Below are 26776 nucleotides of genomic sequence, written 5' to 3' on the forward strand. Positions count from 1 at the left end.
CCCAGCCGATCGGCTACAATGGCTGGATCGACATTGAGGTAAACGGTGAGACGAAGCGCATTGGGATCACTCGTCTGCATCTAGAAGAGGATGCGGGTAAGCTGACGCACAGCGATTTTGGCGGAGAGTCTCTCGTAGACTTCAACCGCGTCGGGGTACCACTCGTGGAGATCGTTTCTGAGCCAGACATCCGCACACCGGAAGAAGCACGTGCGTATCTGGAAAAGCTGAAAGCGATCATTCAGTACACGGAAGTATCTGACGTTCGCATGGAACAAGGCTCCCTGCGTTGCGACGCTAACGTTTCCATCCGCCCGTATGGTCAAGAAGAATTCGGAACCAAGGCTGAACTGAAAAACATGAACTCCTTCCGCAACGTACAAATGGGTTTGGAGTACGAGGTACTGCGTCAGACGGAGGTAGTTTCTTCCGGTGGCAAGGTCGTTCAGGAAACGCGCCGTTGGGATGAAGCGAACAAGAAGACGTTGACGATGCGTTCCAAAGAGGAAGCGCACGACTATCGTTACTTCCCAGATCCGGATCTGGTTCGCATGCAGATTTCCGAGGAGTGGATTGAAGCGGTTCGCGCAACCATTCCAGAGCTGCCAGATGCTCGTCAGGCTCGCTATGTGAACGAGTTTGGCTTGTCTAAGGATGATGCCGGAGTCATTACGATCTCCAAGGAGACGGCTGATTTCTTTGATGAGACTGTGAAAACAGGAGCAGAGCCGAAGTCAGTAGCGAACTGGCTGATGGTGGACTTGTTGGCACACCTCAACGCCAACAACCTGGTGTTTGCTGATGTGAAGATGACACCAAAAGGCTTGGGTGAGATGATCAAGCTGATCGAAGACGGAACCATTTCCTCCAAAATCGCCAAAACCGTCTTCAAAGAGATGGTGGAGACCGGCAAAGAGCCGAAGCAGATCGTCGAAGAAAAAGGACTCGTCCAAATCAGCGATGAAGGCGCTCTGCGTCAAGTCGTCGTCGATGCGGTCAATTCCAACCCGCAAGCCGTGGCAGACTTCAAGGCCGGAAACGAAAAAGCAGCTGCTTTCTTCGTTGGTCAGGTCATGAAGCAAACCAAAGGTAAGGCAAACCCGGGAATGGTAAACAAGTTGATTCAGGAAGTATTGAACAGCCTGTAGGCAACATAGACAAGCAGCACTTTCTTCTGTATGGAGAGGGTGCTGTTTTTGTTTTATGGTACTGAAAAATGATGCTAAATAGTGGAAGAAAAGTTAATATTGAATTGATGAAGCTATCATCATGATGGATTAGGAGAAATGTACATGGAAAAAAATTGGAAAGGTGCGGCAACTGCTTTTGCGTTGACAACGATGCTGTTGGGGACAAATGCGCAGGTATTTGCTGCAAATAAGGAAATGATCTTGAAGAACACAGAAGCCTCATCCGAAGAAGAAATCAAGCTGCCTGCTCGCGCGCTAGAGGTTGTCTCTGCATTAGAGAAGCTGGAGCCTGCTTTAAAAGCTTTGACAGTTAGGGAAGTCTTCGTTTCCGAGAACGATGAAAATCAAGTGGCCATGAGTATAAGCCATCCAGACAATGTACACGAGAACGCGTATATGTTATTCGACCGGAATAGTGGCGAATTGATTAGTTTGGAAGCTGCCGTAATCATTTGGGACCAGGCAGAAAAAGTAACAGACGAAGTCAGCTTGCAAAAAGCTGAAAAAGCGGTTCAGGAGTTGTTAGGGGCGAAGAAGAGAGGTATGACGGAGGACCCTCAATTATCAAGGAACATGATCAGTGAAGAATACTCGATTGAATTCCGAAATGTTTATTATCCGATTCTGCTGAACGGTCTAGCGGTAGACGGAATACGTTTTGGTATAGAAGTGGACATGGATAACGGGGGGCATTTATTAGGTATATCGTTTACACCAATAGACGTAGGTATAACACAGGTTGCTGACCCGAAAAAGGTTATAGCAAAAGAAGCCATCCAGAAGCAAATATTTACACCTGAACGCTTTAGCTATGGTTACGTATGGGAAGGAACAGAAGACAAGCCTGGTTTAGAATATAAGTTGAAAACATCACCGGTGTTTGATGCGCTGACAGGCAAGCAGATAGCCGTTGAATGGGGAGAAGAGAAAGGAAAGGGAAAGATCAATACTGCCGATCTCAAGAGCATTTCCTTGAAACCTCAATCGAAGCCATTCATCGCGAAAAACGCAACGGATACACAAATTTTGGAGAGTTTGTTTGGGATCGATACAAAGAAAACGTATCCGACTTATAGGAAGGATCAACAGCAGGGCAAAATCAATCATTATTGGGCGAACTATAATGAAGTCAATTATGCTTCTGTAGCGGTAGACCAATTGACGGGAGAGATTGGCGGTTACCTGAATTGGGCACATATCGAAAATCTTCCTGCTCCGCTAACCAAAGAACAGTCGTTACAAAAGGCGACTGCTTTCTTAGAGCCTTTTGCTAAAACATCCGAATGGCAAGTTGAAATGTATGAACGGGTCAGACCAGAAGATCCATTGGCATTAAAGATTTATTCAAATAGGGATAGTGCCAAAGAGACTGAGAAAAAGGAATCAGCAGAACAGTATGGCTTTTTATTTTTCGAGAAACAAAACGGTATACCAGTCATGGAGTATTCCTATGGAGTAGTTATTGATCCAATTAAAGGACAAGTCGCAGAGTTTCTAGCTTCAGTTCCCGCAGAGGATCGCAAATATCCTGTGCTCAAACCATCCGTAACAGACCAGCAGGTTGCTGAAATTTTCGCCAAACATGTACCGGTAAAGCTGACTTACATTTGGCCGACATCCAGTGATCATGATGCTCCGATTCTTGCCTACAAACTCGATACCAGCAAAGGCTGGCCAACTGTAGATGCCGTAAACGGATCGTTTAAATGGGGAGAGTACGAGGATTAAGAAAGAAGGAGGAGATTTTATGAAACGAAATGGAAAACGCACAGCAATCGCATTGACAATAGCAATGATGTTGCCAGGAACAAGTGGAACAGCCCTGGCTGCAAGTCCTGAAATCCATCCTAGACACATTGCATCTGTTACAAAAAGCGAGGAAAAGCTCCCAGAGCGGGCCACTCAGATCGTAGCTGCTTTAGAAAAACTGGAGCCTGCATTGAAAGCATTGACGAAACGAACGATTGTGAAAAGTGAGATGGATGAAAATCTGTTAAACCTCAATCTGGAAAGTCCCGAATCCAATGACATGAGTGCCATTGTTGTCTTTGACAGAAAAACAGGTGAGTTGATCATGTACAGCGCCAGTTTGCATATTTGGAAGCAAGGTGAAATTGCGAGAGACGAGATTATTTTGCAACGGGCAGAAAAAGCAGTGCTTGAGTTATTAGGGGCAGACGAAAGAAAACAAGCAGGCTCGCCTCAATTATCCAAAGCTGTTAAAAAGGAAGACCCTGAAGATTTGACTGATAACTCAACAATATACCGCTCCGTTTATTATCCAGTTGAACTAAATGGGCTGGAGATATTGGGGAATGGGATGGGCATATACGTGTCGACGGATTATGCTGGTCATATCTTGGGTTTATCCAGTGAGCTACTTGATTTGAAAGAGACCAAGGTCCCAGATCCGAAAACGGCACTGACACCAGAAGCTGTCAAAAAGCAGTTTTTCACTCCTGATCGTCTTGAGTTGGGCTATATGCTGGAAGGGAAAGATGCCAAGCCGGGCATGCAATACTTATGGATGAATAACGCTTACATCGATGCCGTGACAGGAAAGCAGATTGACTTCACTCATGGAACTGAATTAGCCGGGAATGGAAAAAGAAATCCTGACAACCTGAAGAATATTACGCTATCGCCAAAAGGCGAGCCGCTTATTGTCAAAAGCAGGGCAGATGGAGAAAAAGTCGTGGCGAGCCTGTTTGGCGTAGATACGAAGGTGATGTTCACAGAATACAATACAGGAGAAGTTGATGGTGAGTTCATACATTCCTGGAGCGATGAGTTTGGGTTTGAAGACGTATCCATTTCGGTGGATGCTTCTACGGGAGCGGTCACTGGTGCGGATATTTTTATGGAAACAAAAAGCTTGCCCGTTCCCTTATCGAAAGAAGAAGCCTTGAAAAAAGCAATTTCCTTCATCGAGCCATATGTCGCTAAATCCTCTGAATGGCAGGTTGAGATATTTGATCCATATAAACAGCCGAAATTGGCTGATTGGATGATCGAGTTGAATGAAGGAGAGGGTGAAGAGGACACAGGAACAGGGACGTATACCTTCATTTTTTATGAACTGCACGATGGGTTGCCTGTGTTCGACCGTTACTATTGGATGAAGGTTGATATAGAGAGTGGACAAGTATTTACTTTCATTGTGAATTTGCCGGAAAAAGAGGGTACTCTTCCCATCTTGAAGCCATCCGTAACGGAGAAACAAGCTGCTGAGATCGTAGCCAAAGATCTCCCTGTAAAGCTGTCCTACTTCTGGCCAACCTACAATGGCAAGCAAGCTCCTTTTCTCACCCTTGTCTATACGGTTGACAAGAGCAAGGGCTGGCCTTACGTAGATGCTGTAAACGGCACACTTGAATGGGGCGAATACGAGGAATAATTCGAACGAAAAAGAACGCAGCTTTTCTGACTGCGTTCTTTTTTCTGTCCCTTTTATGAGCGAGCTTGGTTCGCAATGAGTCCCATCTGAATTTGTTCCAGTACCGATACGGCAGCCCGCTCATTTTGCTCAATCGCCTGCAACAACGCAATAGCCTGCTTGCCCTGCTCCGCATCGTTCGGCTCGCCCCCAGCCGGGAACGGGAAGAGCTTGCTTAACGTGTCAAAGCCATCGGCAATCGCCCCGTACAAGCTAGCCGCTTCTTTCAACAGTGGTCGAACCTCATCAAACACAGAATCTGTCCACGCATCAACGATTTCGCTCCAGAAAAGAGAAGCGTAGCGACGTGCATCCCCGTTCACCACGGTTGTATACGCGTTGCCATTTGGCTCTACCGTTCCGTTTTCATAGGCTTCCTGCCAAGCAGCATAGGCGGCTAGACCATTGACGCAGCTCGCGTCCTGCGGTTCTTCCCCACGATAATGAATGAGTGCAGATGTGAGGGCATTTGCGAGCATCGTGCGTTGATCGATCGGAATCACACGGTCGATGGCAAGAATAAATAGCTCCTCGAGGATACCCCGCCCCAAGTTTTCATAAGGAATGGTGCTGTCGTTTCGGCAGTTATCTCCTGCGAAAAACACTCTTTTTTCATCATCATAGCCGTAGATCAATCCGAACTCTGGCATGAACAGGTCCCAAGCAAGCACAGGATGCCCTTTGTCGATGGAGCGGTGGACCAGCTCTAATGCTTCTGGCAAGAGGACAGACAGCTGACGCTTTTCGCGTGCCTCCGGGCTCAATAGCGAGGGAGCAACTTGATTGGCATTAATGCTTGGTTCGCAGGAAAGATGATACGAGGTGACGGCACGAGATTCAAAGCCCATGTTTTTCAAACCCTGCTGCAAGACTCGTTGAAAGTGAAACATCGTCGGGCCCGCAATATGAATATTTTCAGGAACGATCGTCAAGCGAAAGGCATGGCCGCTCAGGCCAAGGATCATCGGCAAAGACATTTTGCGTTCGGTCGATTCTACCAATCCGTATAGTGCTGCTGCGCAAGTAACCCAAGTAGGCATCGTGAATGCTTCTGGTTTATTCAATACTGCTTGTTTCATACTCCCCGCAACCTTTCTCGTCTTCATGTATTGATCAACAATGACACGAGTTTTTTCCTGAATCAGTTTTTTGCGAGAACGGGAAAGCACTTGGTAGACATTCGCCTGGGACATCTGGAACATGTGGGCGATCTCATGAGGAGCCAAATGATCAAAAAAATGAGATTCCACAATGCGTCTCTCCCGAGGATTGAGGCAGTACAACAGGCTCCTGATCGTCTCAAACAGTTCACGCCGCACCATGACCTCTTCGGGATTGGTGTTCTGCGCAGAGTGTGACCAAGACCGTCCCAGTCTGTGCAGAATACTGTCGAGATCCTCCCAGTCAGTCGGTTCCTGCTCATGCGTTTGTTTGCCCAGACTCGAGAAGACGGTTTCCCTTTTTTGCGAACCCTTCGAAAGCCGTGTGTACGCCTGATTGCGCACAATCCGATGCAGCCAAGGAAGAAAACGTCGGCTGTCCACTAGCGTTCCAAGGTGCAAAAAGGCGCGAATGAGAGCATCCTGAACGATGTCTTCGGCAAGAAAGGCTTCTTGTGTGTACGACCGTGCATAGCCGTATACTTTGGAGCGATGACGCCTGACCAGCTCGCTAAACGCCTCCTGATCTCCGGCTTTTGCCTGCTCAACCAAAGTCTCGTCGTCTGTCAGGTCTTGTTCCTCTTGAGTCTTAGGTTTGATAACCAAGTGTTCCATCGCAAAAACTCCTCGTGATTTGTTGATTTACTATGTAGACTTCTGGTTCACGGAATATCTGACACGGAATACGAAAAAATTTCGGAGTTTTTTTAACCGTTTTGTTTAGTGTAACAGAGAAATAAACGCAGCGGGTTTTCGATGACGCAAGGGGATTTGTAACAATTTCCACTCTCCCCTATAATGAACGTACAGGAAGAAAAAGGAGGATGGAAGTACATGAAGCTCATTTCTGTTGCAGGAGAAAGTGTGGCACCTGGAAAAGGTGGTTCACCGTCTGATACATTTGATCGTTCCATTTCTACGTGGCAAGAAAACGGTCAAGAAAAAACAATAACCGTCACCTATGTGCGTTTTTTTGGAAAAGTACTCGCTGAGCGAGGCATTTATGACCAAGAGGCAGAAGGTGTTCCTGTCAGCCATTTGGTAGCGACTTTGTTTCTAGAAAAGAATCCAGAGGCGAAAGAAACCCGTCATTACATTAACGATACGGAGGATTTCGTCGCATTGTTTGAAGGCTTTTCCCTGACAAAGTGGAAAGAGCGTTATCCTCTGTAGGATACGAGGGTTACAGCTTTCAAAGTCAAAAGATTCTGATTCGCCAAAGACACATACAGGTAACTTTTGTAAGGGCATGCTAAGGGCAACCAATTATTGGAGGGAATTAGCATGTTTTCTATTTGGTTGCCACTGGTGATGACGTCTTCTGCGCTTGTGTTTGGTGCAATACCTTCGCATGTCCCAACGACTACGACTTCCTCGGCGGCGTGGATGGTTGCTGTACAGGAGTTTGATGAGTTTTTGCAGGACTGGAAAAAAGGGCAGACGCTTGCGAACCTGCGTCACCCGCTTTTTGACCTCACGGGAGTTTCAGCGGTGTCAGGAATGATGGAGATCATCCGTTTTTCGGGAGAGGCCCACGGGCAAACCGGAGAAATTACCCTTTCGTTTTACACACTGGAAGGCGACAAGGTCTTTTCGCCCCCAGGCTCCGTGTCTGTCGTGCGAGTCGATGATAAGCAGCGGGAATTTCATGTCACGGGCGCCATTCCGCGGGTCTTGCGCGGGCGGACGGGTGTCGTACAGGTGACGTTTACGGGAGAAAAGCGGGCGTCGTACTTGCTGAAGGTACGATTCTAGTAAATATACGGGAGAGGAGGGGCTGCTGTTGATTGAGGTCAAGGATGTTAGCAAGCGATTCAAGGAGATCGCAGCGGTCCAGCATGTATCGTTTCGGGTTGAGGCAGGCGAGGTTTACGGACTTCTCGGCGAAAACGGTGCGGGTAAGACAACGACGATGCGCATGATGGCGACGGTTTTGAGCCCGACCGAGGGAGATATCGAGATTAGCGGGTTTTCCGTTCGGCAGCAACCACTTGAAGTGCGCCGCAGAATCGGCATTTTGTTCGGGGGAGATGTGGGTCTTTACAGCCGTTTGACAGCGCGGGAAAATATCGCGTACTTCGGTCATCTATACGGATTGGAGCAAGCGAGGCTTGAGGAGCGGATTCATAGTCTGAGCCAGATGCTTGAGATGGACGTTTTTTTAGACAGGCGAGTGGGGGCCTTTTCCCGGGGAATGAAGCAAAAGGTAGCAATTGCCCGGACGCTCGTACACGATCCGGATGTTATTCTGCTGGATGAACCGACGACAGGATTGGATGTAACGGCTGCTACAATCTTTCGAAGAATGGTCAGAAAGCTGCAAGAAGAGGGGAAGACGATCCTGTTTTCCAGTCACAACATGGGTGAGATTAACAAGCTGTGCAAAAGGGTTGCGCTCATGCACAAGGGTAAGCTGCGGTTCGCTGGGGGATTGGATGCTTTACGCGAGCAGTTTGGGACAGAGGATCTGGACGACATTTTCATGGCTGTCGTGGAAGGGAGCGAAGGCTGATGGGCTCGCATGTCGTTTGGACCGTGTTCAAAAAAGAACTGATGGACTTGTTTCGCGATCGAAAGGCATGGATGGGGACGCTCCTGGTGCCATTGCTCGTCATTCCGTTCGTCTTCTTTTTGCTGGGAACGTCCTATAGCAACGTGGAAAAAGAAGCGAGGGAGTACATCCCGTTAGCTGTTCAAGGATCATCCGCATTGATTACGGCTTTGCAAAAAAATCCTGCCGTTCAAATCCTGGAGCCATCCAATCCGGAGCAAGCACTGCAAGCAGGTCAGCTACGCGCCATTTTGACGATTCCGGCTGGCTTCGATGAAGAGATCGCAGCGGGGAAAACAGCGCAGTTATCAGTTTCCTATGACTCCACCAATCAAAAGTCTGTCTATGCCCGTACGTTGATCGAGCAGACAGTAGAGTCTTACAGCAAAGACGTCGTAGCGAAAAGGTTGAACCAAGCGGGCTTGTCCGAGCAGACGATTCAACCGATTGTCTCCACCTTTCAAAATGCAGCCTCTGAGGAAAGGAAGTCGGGAGGGATGCTGGCTGGCATCATTCCATTGATGCTGGTAGTCTCGCTCGCATCCGCAGGAATGGCCGCAGCGAATGATCTCGTCGCTGGTGAGAAAGAGCGGGGAACGCTCGAATCGCTGTTGACGGCGCCGATTGCAGCCCAGCACATCCTCACGGCAAAGCTGTTGGCTGTCATGACCATGAGTACCATGGGGGCAGTAGCGTCGCTAATTTCTGTCACACTGGCCATGCGTCTGGGACCAATGGGGACGGAAGGAGATCATTTTACACTCGCATTCTTCTCACCAGCCACTTTGTTGGTGCTCATCGTGACGATTTTGTTGTTGGCGGCACTTTTTGCAGGGTTGGAGCTTGTTTTGAGTACGATTGCCAAGTCTTTTAAAGAGGGCCAGACGTACATGAGTGCGGTCATATTTTTGGCGATGGTTCCGTCGTACATGCTGATGCCAGTCAGTCCGGTCGACATCCCTGCGCATTACTACGTGATGCCTGTGTTCAACGGTGTCGCACTGTCCAAGGAAGTGTTTTATGGCAAGGTCGACCCGATGCATGCGCTCCTGGGGATTGGCTCTTTGCTTATCTATGTGGTTTTCACCATTTTTCTCGCGTCGCGCATATTCCGCAGAGAAGGAGCGGGGTTAAAGCACTGAATACGGAGATGAACCTGCCCTATTGCTTCTTTTGTCGCTGTCATTTCGAGAAAGCTGGTGAAATGTTGTGAATCCGCTGTATGTCGGTGTGTTATATATTTTCGGTTCGGCTGCTGGCTTTGGCGTCATGTCTATTTTTGCAGTGTACGCCTACGAAGCGGGTGTGCCTGTTTCGACGCTGTTGTTTTTGCGATTTTTATTGGCGACTGCCCTGTTTTTTTGTTTGTTGCTCTGGCGTAAGGAGTCGCTTCGATTAGATAAAAGACAGGTGCTCGCGATGTTTTGTCTTGGCGGGATTTTGTACACGCTGCAATCCCTAAGCTTTTTCTCTGCGGTACAGTATATCCCGACTTCAATGGCGGCCTTGCTGCTGTACACATTTCCGGTGTTTGTTGCCATACTGAGCTACTTCGTCGAGAAGGAGAGGTTGACGAAAAAGACTGTCATCGCCATGCTGATTACACTCGTCGGTCTTGGACTGGTACTCGGCCTGTCATTTGGTGGGATTCAGCCGATTGGCGTTCTGTTGGCTCTTGCTGCGGCGTTGTTTTATTCCGTTTATATTGTGGTGGGGAATAGAGTAGTAAAAGGCGTTTCGTCCTATGTAACGTCTGCGTACATCGCCTTGTTTGCTACCATTTCTACCTTTTTCATTGCGCTAAAAGATGGAGGTGTCAATCTGTCTTTTGCGGTACAAGGGTGGTGGGCGCTGCTGGGAATCGTTGTTTTTTCTACGGTGGTCGCCATCAGTTTTTTCTTCCGTGGCTTGCAACTGATCGGGTCAACCAAAGCGTCGGTGCTAAGCACACTAGAGCCTGTTGTCACGTTTGGGTTTTCGGCGTTGTTGTTTGGCGAAGCTTTTAGCTTGCTACAGTTGTTGGGGGGATGTGCAGTGCTCGTCGGTGCTGCGCTGATTGTTTCGGGTAAAGGCGGCGAGTCAGAGCTGGCACCCAGGCAGGCTTCTTCATAAAGCTATACCTAAAAGACGCTCTTGCTGTGAGGATTCACGAGCAGGAGCGTCCATTCTTTTTATGTGGCCCGATCAGGATTCGTTCATCTGTGAGCGGATTAACCAGCCCGCGCCATACACACCCGCATCATTGCCGAGTTTGGCAGGAACGATCTCTGTGGACTCGACGACGTAGGTGAATGGAACGAAGCGTTTGAATGATTCGCGGATTCGGGAAAAGAGGAAATCACCTGCTGCGGCCACGCCTCCGCCGATCATAAACTTCGCTGGATTGAGCACATTCGCCAAATGAGAGAGCGCGAGACCTAGATAGAGCGCCACTTGATCGATAATCGCGAGAGCCGCTGTGTCTCCTGCTACGGCTGCCTCGAGGACATCCTTCGCTGCAATATTTCCTTTGGTGGCTAGTACAGCGGCAAGCGCTGGGCTTGAACCGTTTGTAGCGGCAAATCGCCCTTCACGAATGATGGCAGTCGCAGACGTGTATGTTTCGAGACAACCTGTTTTGCCGCAATTGCAAGGGACACCGCTATCCGGGGTCATGGTGATGTGACCGATTTCGCCGCCAACACCGTTGATGCCATGGATGACCTTACCGTTCAAAATAACGCCTCCACCTACACCTGTGCCAAGTGTGATGAGAACGAGGTCTTGTGCACCTTGGCCTGCGCCTTGCCACATTTCCCCGAGGGCTGCGACATTGGCATCATTGTCGACCGCGACTGGCAGACCTGTAAGGGCTTCCAACTTTTCTTTTAATAAAACGGGTTGGCGCCAGTGAAGATTCACCGCTTGGAAGACGATTCCCTTCCCGCCATCGACGGGTCCGGGTACTCCTATACCGATTCCGCAGACTTGCGAAAGAGAATAGTCATGCTGTGCAAGAAGATCATGAGACATGTCTACGATTTTTTGCAAAATGCCATCCTCGCCGTCCGCAACAGGAGTCGGTGCTTGCATTTTTGTAACCAGCTCGCCTTCTGGCGTAATCAAAGCCATCTTGATTGCAGTGCCACCCACATCTACTCCCACGATGATCATCTTCACAAGCGTCTCCCCTATCTCCTTAATTTCCATCTTTTTCTATCTTATCACGCTATATGGAGCATAGCGATTCCCAAAAATGGCTATACAGGATATGATGGAAGAGAGTACTCCCGTGAGCGAGGGAAGGAAGAAGGTATCTGCCTTGAAACGAGCCAGATTAATCTACAATCCAAGCTCCGGCCGGGAGATCGTGCGTCGGCGATTGCCGGAAATCCTCGATTTAATGGAGTCGGCCGGATATGAAACTTCATGCTATGCGACCAAAGGGGAAGATGATGCGACAGAAGAAGCTGCTCGTGCAGTAGCTCGCGGTTTTGACGTCATCCTGGCCGCTGGTGGAGATGGAACCATATATGAAGTAGTCAATGGGATGGCAGAGCATAAAGCACGTCCATCTCTTGGAATAATCCCCTGCGGAACGAGTAATGATTTTGCCCGGGCGGTCGGTATACCGAAATCGATCACGCGTGCAACGGAGATTGTCACCCAGGGCAAGAAGAAACGCATTGACCTGGGGCGCATCAACAACCGCTATTTTATGAATATTGCGGGTGGCGGCTCGCTGACGAATTTGACCTATGAGGTTCCGAGCAAGCTGAAAACGCTAATCGGACAAATGGCGTATTACGTCAAGGGTTTGGAGAAGCTACCGTCGCTGCACCCGATCCGTGTTCGTCTAGAGAGCCGCAAAGAGGTGCTGTTGGATGAAGAAATCATGGTTTTCCTCATCGCCAATAGCCGATCTGTAGGTGGCTTCGACAGGCTCGCCCCAGATGCAGACCTAACGGACGGCAAGCTGGATGTCATCGTCGTGAAAAAGATAAACATTGCGGAGTTTATTCGCTTGGCGACACAGGCAGTTCGCGGCGAGCACCTGAAGGACCCGAACATCCTGTATTTCCAGGCAGATTACATCAAAGCCACTTCACCGGGCGGAGAGACGGTTCAGCTCAATCTGGACGGTGAGCTGGGCGGACAGCTGCCTTGCGTGGTGGAAGCGTTGCCGGGGCATATCGAGTTGTTCGTCCCGTAAGAAGATAGTAAAATGAATAGCAATAGCCGTGGGGATGCCGCTTTACGCTGTGCATCCCTGCATGCTTCCTGGAGCGAAAACCTATAGAGCAAGATAAAAGGAGCAATAGATAGTGGCGAAGACAACAAAGAAGCGGCGCGGTCCGCACCCGACAGCCAAAGTGGAGCTGGATGTTCCTGTACGTGTCGGACAAACCGTGGAAGTGGAGATAACCGGACTGAACCACGAAGGAGCAGGAGTCGGCCGGATTGAAGGATATACGCTGTTCGTGGATGGCGCACTTGCAGGAGAGCGAGTTCATGCGCGTGTCGATCATGTGAAGAAAAACTTCGGCTTTGCCAAGCTGACAGAAGTAGTAGAAGCGAGTACCCATCGCTTCCTACCACCCTGTCCATTGTACGACCGTTGCGGAGGCTGTTCATTGCAGCATCTCGTATATGAGGAGCAGCTGCGACACAAGCAGCAAATCGTGCGGGACAACCTGCGGCGCATTGGCGGTTTCCAAGTCGAAGGGGAAGGGGCTATTACCGTTCATCCGACACTCGGCATGAGCGATCCATGGCGCTATCGCAACAAAGCACAGGTACCAATCGGCGAGGAAAACGGGGCGTTGGTCGGCGGCTTTTACGCGGAGAAATCCCACTCGATCATCGACATGAACGAATGTCTCATCCAGCATCAGGTGAATGATGAAGCGGTGGCAGCCGTGAAGCAGGCGGCGACCAAGCTGAATATCACGGCATATGACGAGGTTCGCCATTCAGGCTTGTTGCGTCATGTCGTTGTGAAGGTAGGCGTCAAGACGGGGGAAGTCATGGTTGTGCTCGTAACGACTGAGGAGCAGATTCCACAGCGCGATGAGCTGGTGGAAGCGATTCGTGCTCAGGTCGCTGGTGTGACGAGTATCGTGCAGAACATCAACCCGGACAAGACCAACGTTATTTTTGGCAAAAAGACCGTGACGCTCTGGGGCAGTGACGTAATTTACGATTATATAGGTTCGATTAAGTTTGCCATTTCGGCGCGTTCGTTTTATCAGGTCAATCCTGTGCAGACAGAGGTGCTGTACAACAAGACGTTGGAGTACGCGGGTGCGACTGGTACGGAGACGGTGATTGATGCGTACTGCGGTATCGGGACGATTTCGCTCTTTTTGGCGCAGAAGTCCAAGCATGTGTACGGTGTGGAGATTGTGCCGGAAGCGATTGAGGATGCGAATCGGAATGCGCAGTTGAATGGCGTGGAGAATGCGACGTTTGAGGCCGGGCCTGCGGAGGTTGTTATTCCTGCTTGGAAGGAGAAGGGCATACGGGCGGATGTGATTGTGGTTGACCCGCCGCGCAAAGGCTGTGATGAGGCGTTGTTGACGACGATTTTGGAGATGCAGCCGGAGAGAGTGGTTTATGTGTCTTGTAATCCTTCTACGTTGGCGAGGGATTTGAAGGTGCTTGCGGAGAGGTATGAGGTGAAGGAAGTGCAGCCGGTGGATATGTTTCCGCATACGGGGCATGTGGAATCTGTGGCTTTACTGGTGAGGGACGTGTAGGCCCCAAATAAACCCATGCTATTCATAATAAATCCATGCTAAAAATTGAATAATGACGTGATAAAATCGGGGAATGGATAAAGGGGAAAACCCAGAGCGATCAAGCCGTTCCCCTGTTTTTGTATCAAGACATTATTAAGACTATAATAAAGTTGTGATAGAAAAAGTTGGGTTGAAAATTGAGGATATGATGTTCGTAAAAAAATAATATACAACTACCTATGGAGGGTGACACCTCAATAATTTGGAGGATGCATGTTAAAAGAAAATATTTTAATAGATGATATTCCTGCTATTTTGTGGGGAAACGACAGCACGGAAATATTTATTGCTGTACATGGCAATATGTCTTCAAAATCAGATATTCCGATTCGTATTCTAGCCGAAGAGGTTGTTCCATTGGGATATCAAGTGCTCAGTTTTGATTTGCCTGAACACGGCGATAGAAAAAATAGTTCTAAGCTTTGTAAAGTGCAAAACTGCGTTTCTGATTTGAAGAAGGTTTTAGAATTTGCACACACGAAATCAAATACTATCAGCCTATGGGCAAATAGTATGGGAGCATATTTTAGCTTGTTAGCTTATAAAGATGAAGTTTTAAAGCGAAGCCTATTTCTTTCTCCTGTTTTAGACATGAGCCGAATGATTCAAAATATGATGAAATGGTTTGATATTACAGAAGAACATCTGTGCAGAGAAAAAGAAATATCTACACCTATTGGTCAAATCCTATATTGGGATTATTACCAGTATGTTATCAAGAATCCAATTATAAAATGGGATTCTCCAACTTCAATTTTATATGGAAAAAAAGACGAACTGTGCGAGTATGATGTCTTATCAACATTTATCACAAAGTTTAATTGCAATCTTGCTGTTTCAAATGCTTCCGAGCATTATTTTCATACAGAAGAAGATTTGGATATTTATGAAAAATGGCTAAGAGCACGCTTAGATATTAGATAATCTGAAAATCAAGAGGCTCCGTTTTTAGGTTGACTTCCATGACCTACAGACTCAGCTTCTTTTTTATCATGTCTATTCTTAAGTTAAACTCTCTTTTGCTAATCATTAAATAATCTCTAAAATAGGGGGCTACATGATTAAATAAAAAGGACGGCTGTCTCAGCCGCCCCGAAAGTGAGCAAATGCTAGCAAATGCTATTCCTTTGGTTAAGGTTTGTACTCCCTGTCACCTCGACACATGTGGAGTGCGTAATATTGATGAAAATAAGAGGCTAGCCGATTTAAGGCTAGGCCCCCTTTCCTAGTGGGTTTTGGAAGTTGTAACTGATTTCAATAGAACCATCAATTATTCGTCCGTCCTGAAGACGCATTATAAAAGGCGTCCTTTTTTTACTCTTTCTCCTCAATGGGTCGATCCCAAAACTCAACTCCATCATGCTCAACAAGCTGTTCCAACAACCCTGTGAACGTCAAGTCTATGTCGATAGTATCGTCTGGTAGTATCGATCCAACCCATGTGAGGTAACCTTTTCCACTATGTATTCTGTCTTGATCCACACATATACAGCTATTTGAGATATCGCTCCAAACGATAGGATAGTAAGGATGGTCGATGCTGTAGGCTTTCCAGTACCCAATGACGAGTTCGGTACTTAGCACATCATAACCCCCAGAGTTATGCTTGGCGCCCTTGAATAGTTTTGCACTTTCGTAGTGGCTTAAAAAACTGACGTAATCCTCTGGTAACTCAAACGATTTTAATTTCTCCTTTGTATCTGTGATAGACTCGTTCGAGATGTAGAATGTAAATTGATATTCCTCGTTTTTGATCTGCACGTTTCTGTCTATACTTGTCTTACTTCCCCTGATCTTACTAATGAGGGCTTCAAAAGGATTACTCACAAGATCACATCCTTCAATGAGAGTAGGGACTGTCAATTGAAGGACAGTCCAATTTTACACTAATTTCTTCGATAACTTCTCCACCAGTCAGTGACATTATCATGATACAGGATGTAAGAGTTGCTGTTCGGATATCTGAGAAGAGGAATCAAATTACTCATTTCATTCGATCCATATCATTCGATAGGGTATTTTCACATCAATACCATGGCGACGGGCAACCTGAGATGCATTCCCTGCTTCTTTGGCCTCTTGAACCAGTTTAAAGCGAAAATTGCACATGTGGAAAAAGAAACGGAAGCACCGTACCTCGATTATTTGAATGATCTTGCCCTCAATACATCAAAGATTAGACACGACGCTCACAACCAATGCACTACGATCAAGAACCTAATTTCACTTAAAATAGGACGGGTTGACTATTTCTTGAATGCATTCTGGCATATCGTTTTTTGGACTTCCAGCCATTGTTGATACAGGGTGTACTCTATATGGACAAATCATCAGGACAATAGCTTTACCTTCCAAATATTTACATACAAACACTCCTTCTGTAAAATATAGGAAGCTTGATGTTTCTTTTGTTATTGCTAAGGAGGAGTAGGTTTAATATGCAGGAAGGCAAAATAGTTCAACGATCATTACGTTCGGAAATTGAACATCACCTAAAAGAACGCGGTTACACACTGACTAAACTTGGCGAGATAACAGGTATTAATCAGGGAGTACTGAGCGACATCTTGAATCGAACTCCTTCTCGGGCTATGACGATTGGTCATCTAGACGTGCTTGCGGTAGCTTTTAAACAGGCTCTTGGATGGTTGTATGAGCTGTATGTAACGGAATGTTTCGTCGAGGGAAGAGTGTCTCGTTCACGAGTTATTCCCTATCTGGTTCGATGCGCAGAAATTGGCAGACAAGATTGCATCGAGTTAATTGTCCCTAACCTCTTGGAAAATCAGAAAAACCTGTCCATTCTGTTTTCGGTGGCAGAGAAGCTTTTTGCAACTGGGAACGAGAGGAGTCAATCCCGTTTTACCAGCTTGTAATTGAAGCTGAAAAAGACAGCCATGGTGATCGTTTTGTTATGTCTCAGTATCGGCTTTTTCGTGCGGCACAGGGAGGAACTGATTCAGAGAAAAAATGGGAAGCAGTCATCCGTTTTAATCCTTATCGAAAGAGGCTGCAGAAAATCATCAATTAGACGCGCTGCTACAGTTAGCAAACGTCTGCTTTACACTCCACAATTGGAAGGAGGTAGAACGATATGCAGATGAGTTAAGAGAGTTAGCAACTATAATCTACAATGAGGAAGTACAAAGATGGGAAATTGATGGTGTGGGCGGAATACTTGAAACAGAACGCCATCTCGTTGTTTATTATGGACAAGGATTCTTACTAAAAGGACTCGCATTACAATTACAAGAGCGATATGAAGAAGCGATCAGTTGTGTTCAAGAATATGCGGAACTGGGATGGTTTAAATTCCGTGATGAACTTGCTGAAATGGAAATTGAAAAGTTTCGAGGGTGGGCTAAAGCGAATCACTACACGTTGAATCTATTAATGGGGCGTACAGAACTACTTTCTGAGTATGTAAATCATCTAGCCAATAACCCACCAGAAATTTTGGCGGGTATGTTTACCATTATGGAGACGGCCAATCGATTCGGACTATCTGTAGATGACGTTTTGGAGCGTTTTTCTAAGGATATCGCTTGCTTTCAAGACTATGAAGATCCTTTTAGTCTTACCCGTCATCTTCATTTTCGGTATCATATAGCGATATATCAGCTTCATAAGGGGCGAATTGCTGAAGGTATTGCAGAAACACTTCGCTGCCTTGCTTTAGCGAGCAGGATGAAGGAGCAAGAAAAGTTCCAAAGCTGTGTCGCTATGTTCTGGAAATATCGACATAGTGCTTCTGATCAGCAGATAAATGATTTTCAAAACATTTTGGAAGGGAGAAAAAAGTAATGCGAAATATGTTACTGCTACTTACTGTCCTATTCGGATTATCTCACGGAATGGTTATACCAGATCATCAAGAGGTACGAAACGGTCATCACGTAGTTATCAAGTATACCCATGGTGCAGGAGGCTAAGCTGTAGAAAAACACCCGAAAGGGTGTTTTTTATCATTCAAAATTTTTCAAAGGTCGGTTTACTGAATGTTGGTATATAGTTATAAATGTACATAAATTAATGTACAAAAATGTAAAAAAAGGAGGTGAAACCCATAGGAGCTATTGCATATAAAAAGGGCGTTCCTCCCCATTGCCAGGTTAAAGGAACGCCCGCAGGAGGAGCAGTTAAAGCTCCTATAAGTAAATGTACCACGCTACTCTTAGATCGGGAAGGAGGAACTTATCAGGAAATAGATCATTTAAAGAACATTGTGGAACAATTGCGGGAACAACTTGTGCAAATGTTTTTAGAAAAGAATGATTTGTTGGATGATGAAGTCGTGGAATTAAGTCAGCAATTGGATCAATACATTCTGGTAATTCAATCAAAAATGATTCAAAAAAGTAGAAAATAAGGTGTTCTTTGTTACAGGAGGGAATCTACAAACCTGAGTATGCCTAATGTTAATAAAAATGGTAGATTATGCCTATAGGGTAATCTAGCTTATTTCAATAAAATTAGGGCAATCTGGAAATCTATTATTCTGGAGGTTAGTATGAAAAAACGATTTGTTCGAATTACCGCTCTTTCAACAGTATTAGGTACTCTCGCTTTATCTGCTTCAATCGGTCTTGCAGCGGAAGAAGATAGTGTTAAACCCATGGGCGATGGTACCGATTTTAGCATCACAGGCAAAAGATCATGGGCTGACGGTACTCGCAATACTGTTAATTTGTCAGCCTATACGGAGGGAGAAGGAAGGGATCTTACAAAAGTAAGAGTTTACTCGTACTTCTATATCAATGGCGATTTAAAGCATAAAGACTACGATAACGATCCTTCTTATGCTTCTGTCGAGTACGAAAAGAAGGTTACAAATTTGATTGACACTGAAATTAGATCATCCCACTACGCTTACAATAATTTTGGAGACAAAATTGAACGAGTTTCCGAAGCTTATTGGCCTGAATAATAACCCGAAGGAGGTAGAGTAGTATGAAAAAACGAAATGTAATTCTTTCTGGTCTTGTTTTAGCTGGCGTTGTATTAGCTGGTGGCAGTCTATATGCGAGTGAAGATACTAAGTCGTATGTAAAAGGTAATCACATAAAGGCACTGGAAGCAGTAGGAATTGAAGCGAAAGCTAAAGATCTGGGAGTAATGAAAACCATAACCGATGACAACGGTAAGAAATGGGTCTTCAATGAGTTTACAAAAAGTACAAAGCTTATAGAAGCAATGGAAGAAAAATATGAAGAGGATGTAGCTGGTGCGTTTATTAGCGTGCAGGATGAAATTATGCAAGCGCACGCTAAACCCGGCGATTCCATTCCGACTATTGTTTTGGATGAAGCATTAAAAGAAGGCTATTTCGCATTTAGCAGAAAAGATGGGGAAACCTTGTCTTTTAAAATCAAGTATGATAATGGGTCGTGGGAATACGAGTTGGAAAAATAATCTCGAATTTGATTCAGTATGAACGTTGTATTACATGAAGCGAAGGAAAAGGCGACTCTAAAATTGAACGCATAACGTAAAAAAGCCCTCCTCGGGTTATTCCGAAGGAGGGCTTCGCCTTTTAGAATGCAGTTAAGATTAACTCAAAAGCCTTTTGGAGCGATTGGACTTGTTCATCTGACAGTAGCCCGTACCCTGCTCCTACAATTGCAAGAGATCCCCCGACGCTCATCAAAACTCCCTGTTTCTTCTTGTTTGTTTAATCCATGTATTGTTTGAATTCGAGTGAATAGCGTTTTCGTTGCAAAAAAAAATTCCCCTCTGGTCTTCTGTTACCAGCTTAACAAGATAAGAGGTTAGGACTAAAATCCAATTTTGGGGCTTTAGAGAGACGATTCAATTGTTAATGTTTAATTTAGATTCTGTTTTGTAGAGGAGTCCCTCTGTAACGTTGATGTATCAAGAGTTTCGATATTAAAAATGGGGTGTCTCTCAGTCGAAAAAATCGACTTTTGAAACAGCCCCTTCTTTATTTCCACTTACCAAGTCCAAAACTCTGTTCCTTGTGCAATTATTAATCTTTCTAACCAAGTTTCAAAAGTCATATTTAAGTAATAACCTTCTGAGGTTGAAACATCATCATGATTAAAACACACTAAATAGTTGTTTTGACCGTGTTTAACTCGATTATAGTCAATAAAAATGTAATCGCCATTGTTGATCGAGATAGGATACCAATGTTTAGGCATATAATCTAGGTGACTATTCTTAATTTCGTTCAGGCTTAGTAACTCATATCCTCCACCATATCTTACACTTTCGAACAGCCATGCTCCATTATGGATTAGGAGAAAATTCTTATAGTCAGTTGGTAAGTACCAATGAGTGTCTCTTAAGAACTCTTCAATCATCCCTGCTGTAGCAGGAGGATTAAATGTAAACTGGGCTGTATCAACTTTTCCATTCCTATTTTGCACTAATAATCGATTACTATTATCGAGTCTTTTTTTTAACCCTTCCAATACCAAATCAGATAAATTGTTCTTCAAGGAGAATCACCTACTATTCTTTAATAGTCATCACCAGAAGGTACATATTTGCCATAACTAGCCCACCAAGGAGTAACCTCTTTTCGGTGGAAGTCTTTTGGTAACGGAATTAAATTATCATAGCTGTTATCCCCACCATATGCAAAAGGAGAGATTGACTCCACCAAGCATGTCACGAAAAATAAGCGGAGATGGATTGGCGGACTGAAAAAGTGGGGCATAGAACCCCTCTTTTTTGTGCTAATGTGCTACCTACTACAAATGAAACACTATCAGTTGAAAGTAGAGAGTGGGTCATGGCTGCTACAAAAGTGGCTGAATAGGTGCATCTATTCGGCATGTCTTGTATGTATCTGGTTTATCACCAGACATGTTCCCCTAACCAAAAATAAGATTCACCAACGATTTAATAATCCAAATGCTCATAACAATAGCAAAGTATTCAAGAATAATAAACTTCCAAGTAGCATTATGCTTACTTAATCCATACCTAAACAAACTGAAAAAGAATATGCCTCCAGCAATTTCAAGCAGCTCTATGAAACTAAAGACAGTTTCATTCATATTCCTTTACCACCCTCCCTTACCTACCTAAATTATACCAAAAATGAAAGGGATGCCTAGAAGACATCCCTTCATATTCTTCAAATCTACTAATCCACTACCCAATGATCAACTTTTACTGTTCCATCTTTCTCAACTTCAAAACGGGCACGATACTTCCAGCTATTATTTTTCCCAGTTTCGCTAATGTAAATCAGGGAAATCTCTGTACCACTTTTCGGGACTGACGCTGAAATAATGTCCCCCCAAAGCGGTACTTTTTCTTGTTGCATCCATGCTAATGCTCCCAGTGCATAGTCTCCATACTGAAACGGTTTTTCAAAGCGGTCTTTTAGCTTCAGTAATCTTGCCATATATGGCATTTTTCCTCCGATTCTGAAACTGACATAAGTGCCAGCTCCTTCTGCTGCTTTTTGTGCAAACTTTCCACTGTACTGATTCCACCAGGTTTGAGTGAAGTTCTGGGTGTAATAGTGGAGATCAGGTCTTTTCAAAAGAACTAATTTTCCTTTGTGGATGGTGTACTCTATGGGCATTGTGTCGTCAATGTAAATCATGTTTGTCCTTTTTTTAATAACTTCATCACAACCGCAGTCTTCCCTGGTTGGTACAACTATGCTATTAGCTGGATCTTCTAAAATGTCAGGGCTATTTTTCCACGTAATATCTACTATGGTTTCTACGTTTTTGGCGTTTGCGTCAACAGGATACTTTGCGGCGGATTGAGCTTGAGATTCCTTTGCAAAAGAGACAGAGGGGACAAATAGTATGACTGTGCATAGGAGAGAAAGTATAAACTTTTTCATCGACTTACCTCCAATGGGATTTTTTTACTTCCTGTATGTCATATTATCAAGAAGTGTATAATACAGTACATCGGTCGACTATCTTAATTATTCATTGTAATATTTATAAAACTTGTAAAAAAAGGTCGGGAATTAACATCCCGGCCTTTTTTAGCTGATGTATTTATGTGATCTACTTTGTGAGGAGGGTATATCTTATCTTCCTGCCGATCTTTTCTTTCTTTACGTCACTTAAATAAGGCAACGTATTTTTGAACATAACATGTGCATTACTAAACGTAATACCTCTTTTCTGAAGTTCATTACATAAAACATTCTGCCAAATCATACGATCCTCAGTTTTACTCAATATTTCTCTAATGCGTTGGGCGATCTCTGAATAATCGTAGTGAGAGTGAGTTTTCCTACTCTTGAACGTAAAATCTTTTTTAACAGACGAGGTACAGTCTAATTCCTTAATTCGGTTTAACACTTTTTTCGTTTCTAACATCAACGCTTTTTCTTGTTCTTGCAATAATAATCTTTCAACCAATATTTTGTTCAATTTCTCGTTTAATTTATTTCGCTCTCTCAAGTTGGTATCCAATTTCTTTTTCATAGGATTCCCTTACCTTAAAAGATTGTCTTTACCCTACCACAGTATTCCTTGAATAAAGATGATTGGGTCTTTTCTTTCACGTAACTCGATGGTACTCTTGCGGATAAGGGGCGTAGGCTTCTTATTTATGGGACGTTCCATTGACTGGAAGCAGAGGAGCGTCCTTCTTTTTGTAGGAAAACTACGCTGCTGAGTACCAAGATTACTCACTTCGACAATATCCCCCTTTTCGATTGATATTCTTTCTACGTTGCCACTCTACGATATAGTTATCTAGCTCCTGACTCACCTCCACCACAGTTTTGTCTGTTAACCTGCCATTTTTCTTTATAACGTCACTGAGTTGCTGTTGAAGAACAACGATGATCTGGAGTAGGTCTTCATTACTTACTTTATGCCATTCATTCATTGCTACTTGGCCCCAATAGCCTCACCCCTCATTTGCAATATAACATTGATATCACAAGGGATATGGAAAAATTTACCTTGATACATTTGACGTAATTCGCTATTATTCGCCAAAATAAAGTGATATTTTGTCGATCAATTTTTGTTGATTCATGTTTGGTGCCTTGTTATAATCCTGCTCGATTGGGTTGTAAGAAAAAGGAAGTGTTTGTATTGGGGGGAATATGGTGCAAAAGAAAACGATCGGGGATATGCTGGCTGAATACCGGAGAAATAGCGGCCTGTCTTTTGCTCAGTTGGAGAATAGAACTGGTTTAAGCAGGGGTGTTCTACAGAAAATAGAGAGTGGAGAAACAAAACGCCCTGAATTTAAAACAGTGAAGTCGTTAGCCATTATATTTCCGTATCCGTATGAAGAAATTATTGAAGGATACCTTGAGGAAGAGACTAGGAGTGAAACGTTATTTGAAATTCTTCAAGAAGTCATTCAATGTGATCATACTTCACTAGTCGAAAGAGTTTCATTGAAATTTCTTCAATCTCCTAATGAAAAGATTGAGAAGGCATTGGAGCGACTGTATAACTTCTCTGATTCGACTGCTGTAATAGTAATAAATAACGAAATACGCTTAGCTCTCTATAAGGTCATCGCAAATTATGCACGACAATGTGGTGAGCCGATATACATTGCAAAAGCTTTATTTAAGAAATATCTAATTGAACGAGATGATTTTACTAAATTACCTCAAACGTATCAGTCTGGGGAGCAAATCTTGCATTACGCGGAATTTTTATCCCCTGATGAACGGATACTTTTGCATTATAAACTGGGAGTCCATGCCTATAATCTCGGATTATTTGATGATTGCATCAAACTTTGTAAACATGTTTTAAAAGAAGATGGGACGGATAGCAGAATCAAAGCTGATTCAACATTGGCAATATGCAACTCGTATTATTATTCGGGGGATTATGGACTGTCAGAAAAATACCTTGAACTGTTTAGTCATTATTCATACCCACACGTAACTGAAACAGTAAAAGTAATGGAAGGGGCTATTAATGGGAAGAAGGGCAATCTTAACTTAGCTATCACTCAGCTACAAGCTTGTCTTTCAGAGGCTACGGGCAATAATATCATTCACATTGTTAATGAATTATTTGAGTTATACCTAAAAAGCAATGATGTTCATTCCATAGAAAATCTTCTAAAGTATGAAGGTCAGATGAACAATGTAAATATACGAACTCCATTCAAGAAAACAGAATTAGCCTATTACTTTAGGTTAAAAGGAGACTATAAAATGCGTCTCGGTCTAATTAGAGATGCGGTAGATAGTTATTTAAAAGCTACCTTAGAGTACGCTAAAGTTAGCGCTCATGAAAAAGGATATGAATGTGTAAATCAAATTTTAAATTATTACACAAAAAACAAGAAAGAGATGGACTATTTCGTAATAAACAAAATCCAAAAAGTGTATAATGAGCTTATAATATCCAGATAACTTAGGAGGGGAAAGTGATGAACAAGCTTCTCTTGCAGATATTAATGACGGTGTTCTTAGTTGCTATGCCTCAAACTATTCAAGCAACCGAGGTACAAGCTATTCCAAACCATTTTATAATAGTTTCCTACGGCACTGACCCAGGGTGGTAAAAGTTAGAAGCTTTACTCTTGTGTTGACAGATGCACTTTGACAACTATTGGTTAGGTGCTTTTTATTCATTTTATCTACACAAATATCTACAATACTTGCTGAAATGAAAAGGATGCCACCGCAGGTAATTTTGGAAAATAAGGAGGTGCCCAGATGAAAAAGGTAATGACTTTGCTAGTATTATCTTTGTCCATGGCTGTGTGTGTCAATTGGCTACCTACAGACGTGACTAACACTAATACGGCACATATATTTAAAGTAAAGCAGAACGTTGCTGACCCCGGGCATTAATTAGGTGCCATATTCCTATAGAAAAGTGAACTCCTTTTGTACCTTGATTAAAATAATCAGGGTGCTTTTTATTTTGACTTGTCTGAGTCCTATCTTCATTCTAAGTACGAAGTGGTGCCTCTGTTGCGTAAATTACTTAGCGAATACTGTCACATTTCCGTAAGGCGATAAGCTCATTTTCTTCGTACCATTTGTTGTTTAAACTCTGCTGTAAATCTACGTCTTTGTTTTGGCATAGTAGAACCACTCCTTCGTTTCTCTTTATTCTACTCGCCCTTATTTTTTCTGTCTAACTTAGTGTAGCCGATCCATTCTTCTAATCCATAATGGAGCATGGCTGTTCAAGAGTGTAAGATATGGTGGAGGATATGAGTTACTGAGTCTAGATGAAATTAAGGACAATCATCTCGATTATATGCCTGTGCATTGGTATCCTGTCTCGATTAACAATGGTGATTACATTTTTATTGACTCCGTCAGAATAACTATTTAGTGTGTTTTAATCATGAGGATGTTTCAACCTCAGAAGGTTATTACTTAAATATAACTTTTGAAACTTGGTTAGAAAGATTAATAATTGCACAAGGAACAGAGTTTTGGACTTGGTAAGTGGAAATAAAGAAGGGGCTGTTTCAAAAGTCGATTTTTCCGACTGAGAGACACCCCATTTTTAATATCGAAACTCATGATACATCAGCGTTTCAGAGGGACTTCTCTAGTTGTATAGTTGTAAGGAAGATGTGGAAGCATTCATTCAATCTTACTCTAAACAGATTGAATCTGCCCCCTACTTTCATATAGAGTACAATGCCAACGGGAAAAGCAAATTTTATAGAAGTTACCTCTGATACAGAAAATTGTTATACGTGCTCATTTAAAGGGTTGGATGTTTTTAATATCAAGGTAGAAAAATTGGTCGAAGAGATTCATAAAATATCCCCATATGACCGAGATCACTGGGAACTGAGGGGACTGTATATATTTCCGCAAATTGGTATGCGTCTCTGGAGACCTATTATTCGAAAGGAAGAGGATTTCGAACAAGAATGGTTTAGGATATGTCTCTTAGCTGCTGGCAGTATTTGGCGTGCTACTCTCAAGTAGTTTCAGTCAGCCGTGGACGTCTACAGGCCGAAGAGACAGGGACAGGACGGATAGTAAACTTAGACGATCAGAAACTTGTCAGAGCAGCTCTTGATGGGACGATAAAGCGCGCTGACGTCACATCCATTGTTAATGGCGTTATGCAACGCTACATATCCTCTCGTGACAGCGTAGTGGTCTCTCAGTGTGCAGTGTACTGAATGATGTTTAATTTTCGGGCGATTTTGAATTGAGATCAGGAGGGAAACGCACGTGGAGCTGCCGCGAGTGGCATCGACTCATTCCCGGGGCATGTATGGAACCTTGATACAGATTGCGGATAATCTCGACTTCCGGAATCCGATATTTCATGGAAGAGCGAAACGGAATCGGTCATTAGGGAGTACCCAAGCGTTTGTTGTTGAGTTGGCTTGTTTCGCGAGAAGCTGAAACAGTACTGTTCCGTACAAATAAAGTTGTAGACTGTAAAATAAAGTACTAGACCGAAAAATAAAGTACTAGACTGAGAAATAAAGTGTTAGACTGGCGCCAGTTATTCAACTAACGGACAGTTTAGTGATGGTGGCTACCGCCAAAAGTCTTGGAATCACAATAAAGAAGAGAAATACACTAAACATCAAATTTGGTTATATCGTTTTAGAAGAGTTCTACTAATAAGTTCATTTCCATTTTTCTACATTGTCGGTTCTAAGGCGCCGATTTTAATTCCGTGGAACAATTCAAAAAACGGCCGCTGTTCGCATTATTTGCGACAGGACCGTTTTTTGTT

General features: G+C 44.1%; 25 protein-coding genes and 1 pseudogene. 19 read left to right on the forward strand and 7 right to left on the reverse strand.

The features are described from left to right. From gatB to PMI05_RS05800, 3 genes are all read left to right on the forward strand, one after another. A partial coding sequence (gene gatB / locus PMI05_RS05790; protein WP_007718550.1) for an Asp-tRNA(Asn)/Glu-tRNA(Gln) amidotransferase subunit GatB occupies positions 1-1148 on the forward strand: 1148 nt, incomplete at its 5' end. A 144-nt stretch (positions 1149-1292) separates the two neighbouring features. After that, entirely contained in the window at positions 1293-2918 is a 1626-nt protein-coding gene (locus tag PMI05_RS05795) for a YcdB/YcdC domain-containing protein (protein ID WP_007718551.1), read from the forward strand. Positions 2919-2937: 19 nt separating this feature from the next. After that, positions 2938-4587, forward strand: a complete 1650-nt coding sequence (locus PMI05_RS05800; RefSeq protein ID WP_007718552.1) for a YcdB/YcdC domain-containing protein — start codon at positions 2938-2940, stop codon at positions 4585-4587. A 53-nt stretch (positions 4588-4640) separates the two neighbouring features. Here the strand turns inward: PMI05_RS05800 and PMI05_RS05805 are convergent, their stop codons facing one another. Next, positions 4641-6401 carry an RNA polymerase sigma factor gene (locus tag PMI05_RS05805; protein ID WP_007718553.1) on the reverse strand — a complete coding sequence of 587 codons (1761 nt, stop codon included), beginning with the start codon at positions 6399-6401 and terminating at the stop codon, positions 4641-4643. Positions 6402-6620: 219 nt separating this feature from the next. Between PMI05_RS05805 and PMI05_RS05810 the strand changes: the two genes are divergently transcribed. The 5 genes from PMI05_RS05810 to PMI05_RS05830 all read left to right on the forward strand — a co-directional run bounded on the left by PMI05_RS05810 (position 6621) and on the right by PMI05_RS05830 (position 10449). Continuing rightward, complete coding sequence (locus PMI05_RS05810; protein WP_007718554.1) at positions 6621-6959, forward strand: hypothetical protein; 339 nt, start codon at positions 6621-6623, stop codon at positions 6957-6959. A gap of 111 nt (positions 6960-7070) precedes the next feature. Then, the gene (locus tag PMI05_RS05815; RefSeq protein WP_007718555.1) at positions 7071-7541 is read left to right on the forward strand and encodes a hypothetical protein; all 471 of its coding nucleotides are present in this window, start codon (positions 7071-7073) and stop codon (positions 7539-7541) included. Between the two features lie 28 nt (positions 7542-7569). Then, positions 7570-8298 (forward strand): ATP-binding cassette domain-containing protein, encoded by a 729-nt coding sequence (locus PMI05_RS05820; protein WP_007718561.1) that lies wholly within the window; start codon positions 7570-7572, stop codon positions 8296-8298. After that, positions 8298-9479 carry an ABC transporter permease gene (locus PMI05_RS05825; protein ID WP_007718564.1) on the forward strand — a complete coding sequence of 394 codons (1182 nt, stop codon included), beginning with the start codon at positions 8298-8300 and terminating at the stop codon, positions 9477-9479. Before PMI05_RS05820 ends, PMI05_RS05825 begins: the two co-directional genes overlap by 1 nt. 67 nt (positions 9480-9546) lie before the next feature. Continuing rightward, positions 9547-10449 (forward strand): DMT family transporter, encoded by a 903-nt coding sequence (locus PMI05_RS05830; protein ID WP_007718565.1) that lies wholly within the window; start codon positions 9547-9549, stop codon positions 10447-10449. A gap of 72 nt (positions 10450-10521) precedes the next feature. Here the strand turns inward: PMI05_RS05830 and PMI05_RS05835 are convergent, their stop codons facing one another. After that, positions 10522-11496 carry an ROK family glucokinase gene (locus PMI05_RS05835; RefSeq protein WP_085972477.1) on the reverse strand — a complete coding sequence of 325 codons (975 nt, stop codon included), beginning with the start codon at positions 11494-11496 and terminating at the stop codon, positions 10522-10524. 142 nt (positions 11497-11638) lie between these two features. Between PMI05_RS05835 and PMI05_RS05840 the strand changes: the two genes are divergently transcribed. From PMI05_RS05840 to PMI05_RS05850, 3 genes are all read left to right on the forward strand, one after another. After that, complete coding sequence (locus PMI05_RS05840; protein WP_039960333.1) at positions 11639-12529, forward strand: diacylglycerol kinase; 891 nt, start codon at positions 11639-11641, stop codon at positions 12527-12529. 112 nt (positions 12530-12641) lie between these two features. Further along, entirely contained in the window at positions 12642-14075 is a 1434-nt protein-coding gene (gene rlmD, locus PMI05_RS05845) for a 23S rRNA (uracil(1939)-C(5))-methyltransferase RlmD (protein ID WP_007718568.1), read from the forward strand. A 255-nt stretch (positions 14076-14330) separates the two neighbouring features. Then, positions 14331-15041, forward strand: coding sequence for a carboxylesterase (locus tag PMI05_RS05850; RefSeq protein WP_007718569.1), 711 nt, complete (start codon positions 14331-14333; stop codon positions 15039-15041). 390 nt (positions 15042-15431) lie between these two features. Here PMI05_RS05850 and PMI05_RS05855 read toward each other — a convergent pair whose 3' ends face one another. Further along, positions 15432-15944, reverse strand: a complete 513-nt coding sequence (locus PMI05_RS05855) for an SMI1/KNR4 family protein (protein WP_052006409.1) — start codon at positions 15942-15944, stop codon at positions 15432-15434. A gap of 611 nt (positions 15945-16555) precedes the next feature. On the opposite strand from PMI05_RS05855, the pseudogene PMI05_RS05865 reads away from it, so the two are divergent. From PMI05_RS05865 to PMI05_RS05880, 5 genes and pseudogenes are all read left to right on the forward strand, one after another. Further along, positions 16556-17921 (forward strand): annotated as a pseudogene (locus PMI05_RS05865) (helix-turn-helix domain-containing protein). After that, a complete protein-coding gene (locus PMI05_RS31590) occupies positions 17921-18049 on the forward strand; it encodes a hypothetical protein (protein ID WP_007718573.1) in 129 nt (42 codons plus the stop codon). The pseudogene PMI05_RS05865 and the gene PMI05_RS31590 overlap by 1 nt, the downstream one beginning before the upstream one ends. Before the next feature lie 125 nt (positions 18050-18174). Then, on the forward strand, positions 18175-18486 hold the full coding sequence (locus PMI05_RS05870; RefSeq protein ID WP_007718574.1) for an aspartyl-phosphate phosphatase Spo0E family protein: 312 nt from the start codon (positions 18175-18177) through the stop codon (positions 18484-18486). 141 nt (positions 18487-18627) lie between these two features. Then, positions 18628-19044, forward strand: a complete 417-nt coding sequence (locus PMI05_RS05875) for a hypothetical protein (RefSeq protein WP_007718575.1) — start codon at positions 18628-18630, stop codon at positions 19042-19044. A 23-nt stretch (positions 19045-19067) separates the two neighbouring features. Next, positions 19068-19529: a hypothetical protein gene (locus PMI05_RS05880; protein ID WP_007718576.1), complete on the forward strand. Its 462-nt coding sequence runs from the start codon at positions 19068-19070 to the stop codon at positions 19527-19529. Positions 19530-20068: 539 nt separating this feature from the next. Here PMI05_RS05880 and PMI05_RS05885 read toward each other — a convergent pair. From PMI05_RS05885 to PMI05_RS05905, 4 genes are all read right to left on the reverse strand, one after another. Further along, positions 20069-20578, reverse strand: a complete 510-nt coding sequence (locus PMI05_RS05885) for an SMI1/KNR4 family protein (RefSeq protein WP_007718578.1) — start codon at positions 20576-20578, stop codon at positions 20069-20071. A 653-nt stretch (positions 20579-21231) separates the two neighbouring features. After that, on the reverse strand, positions 21232-21948 hold the full coding sequence (locus PMI05_RS05895; RefSeq protein ID WP_007718581.1) for a hypothetical protein: 717 nt from the start codon (positions 21946-21948) through the stop codon (positions 21232-21234). A 172-nt stretch (positions 21949-22120) separates the two neighbouring features. Further along, positions 22121-22546 (reverse strand): hypothetical protein, encoded by a 426-nt coding sequence (locus PMI05_RS05900; RefSeq protein ID WP_007718582.1) that lies wholly within the window; start codon positions 22544-22546, stop codon positions 22121-22123. Positions 22547-22748: 202 nt separating this feature from the next. Further along, positions 22749-22955 (reverse strand): aspartyl-phosphate phosphatase Spo0E family protein, encoded by a 207-nt coding sequence (locus tag PMI05_RS05905; protein ID WP_039960328.1) that lies wholly within the window; start codon positions 22953-22955, stop codon positions 22749-22751. A 223-nt stretch (positions 22956-23178) separates the two neighbouring features. On the opposite strand from PMI05_RS05905, the gene PMI05_RS05910 reads away from it, so the two are divergent. From PMI05_RS05910 to PMI05_RS31760, 3 genes are all read left to right on the forward strand, one after another. Continuing rightward, positions 23179-24459 (forward strand): helix-turn-helix domain-containing protein, encoded by a 1281-nt coding sequence (locus tag PMI05_RS05910; protein WP_039960329.1) that lies wholly within the window; start codon positions 23179-23181, stop codon positions 24457-24459. 17 nt (positions 24460-24476) lie between these two features. Then, a complete protein-coding gene (locus PMI05_RS31595; RefSeq protein WP_007718584.1) occupies positions 24477-24611 on the forward strand; it encodes a hypothetical protein in 135 nt (44 codons plus the stop codon). 629 nt (positions 24612-25240) lie between these two features. Further along, on the forward strand, positions 25241-25396 hold the full coding sequence (locus tag PMI05_RS31760) for a hypothetical protein (protein WP_369751197.1): 156 nt from the start codon (positions 25241-25243) through the stop codon (positions 25394-25396). Positions 25397-26776 lie beyond the last annotated feature (1380 nt).

Origin of the sequence: Brevibacillus sp. BC25 (assembly GCF_000282075.1) — a bacterium.
Lineage (GTDB): Bacteria > Bacillota > Bacilli > Brevibacillales > Brevibacillaceae > Brevibacillus.

Bases quoted from the DNA above. Each gene is read 5' to 3' on its own strand.
- PMI05_RS05795 (WP_007718551.1), top strand. From the start codon at position 1,293: ATGGAAAAAAATTGGAAAGGTGCGGCAACTGCTTTTGCGTTGACAACG.
- PMI05_RS05800 (WP_007718552.1), top strand. From the start codon at position 2,938: ATGAAACGAAATGGAAAACGCACAGCAATCGCATTGACAATAGCAATG.
- PMI05_RS05805 (WP_007718553.1), bottom strand. From the start codon at position 6,401: ATGGAACACTTGGTTATCAAACCTAAGACTCAAGAGGAACAAGACCTG.
- PMI05_RS05810 (WP_007718554.1), top strand. From the start codon at position 6,621: ATGAAGCTCATTTCTGTTGCAGGAGAAAGTGTGGCACCTGGAAAAGGT.
- PMI05_RS05815 (WP_007718555.1), top strand. From the start codon at position 7,071: ATGTTTTCTATTTGGTTGCCACTGGTGATGACGTCTTCTGCGCTTGTG.
- PMI05_RS05825 (WP_007718564.1), top strand. From the start codon at position 8,298: ATGGGCTCGCATGTCGTTTGGACCGTGTTCAAAAAAGAACTGATGGAC.
- PMI05_RS05850 (WP_007718569.1), top strand. From the start codon at position 14,331: ATGTTAAAAGAAAATATTTTAATAGATGATATTCCTGCTATTTTGTGG.
- PMI05_RS31590 (WP_007718573.1), top strand. From the start codon at position 17,921: ATGCGAAATATGTTACTGCTACTTACTGTCCTATTCGGATTATCTCAC.
- PMI05_RS05875 (WP_007718575.1), top strand. From the start codon at position 18,628: ATGAAAAAACGATTTGTTCGAATTACCGCTCTTTCAACAGTATTAGGT.
- PMI05_RS05880 (WP_007718576.1), top strand. From the start codon at position 19,068: ATGAAAAAACGAAATGTAATTCTTTCTGGTCTTGTTTTAGCTGGCGTT.
- PMI05_RS05895 (WP_007718581.1), bottom strand. From the start codon at position 21,948: ATGAAAAAGTTTATACTTTCTCTCCTATGCACAGTCATACTATTTGTC.
- PMI05_RS05900 (WP_007718582.1), bottom strand. From the start codon at position 22,546: ATGAAAAAGAAATTGGATACCAACTTGAGAGAGCGAAATAAATTAAAC.
- PMI05_RS05905 (WP_039960328.1), bottom strand. From the start codon at position 22,955: ATGAATGAATGGCATAAAGTAAGTAATGAAGACCTACTCCAGATCATC.
- PMI05_RS05910 (WP_039960329.1), top strand. From the start codon at position 23,179: ATGGTGCAAAAGAAAACGATCGGGGATATGCTGGCTGAATACCGGAGA.
- PMI05_RS31595 (WP_007718584.1), top strand. From the start codon at position 24,477: ATGAACAAGCTTCTCTTGCAGATATTAATGACGGTGTTCTTAGTTGCT.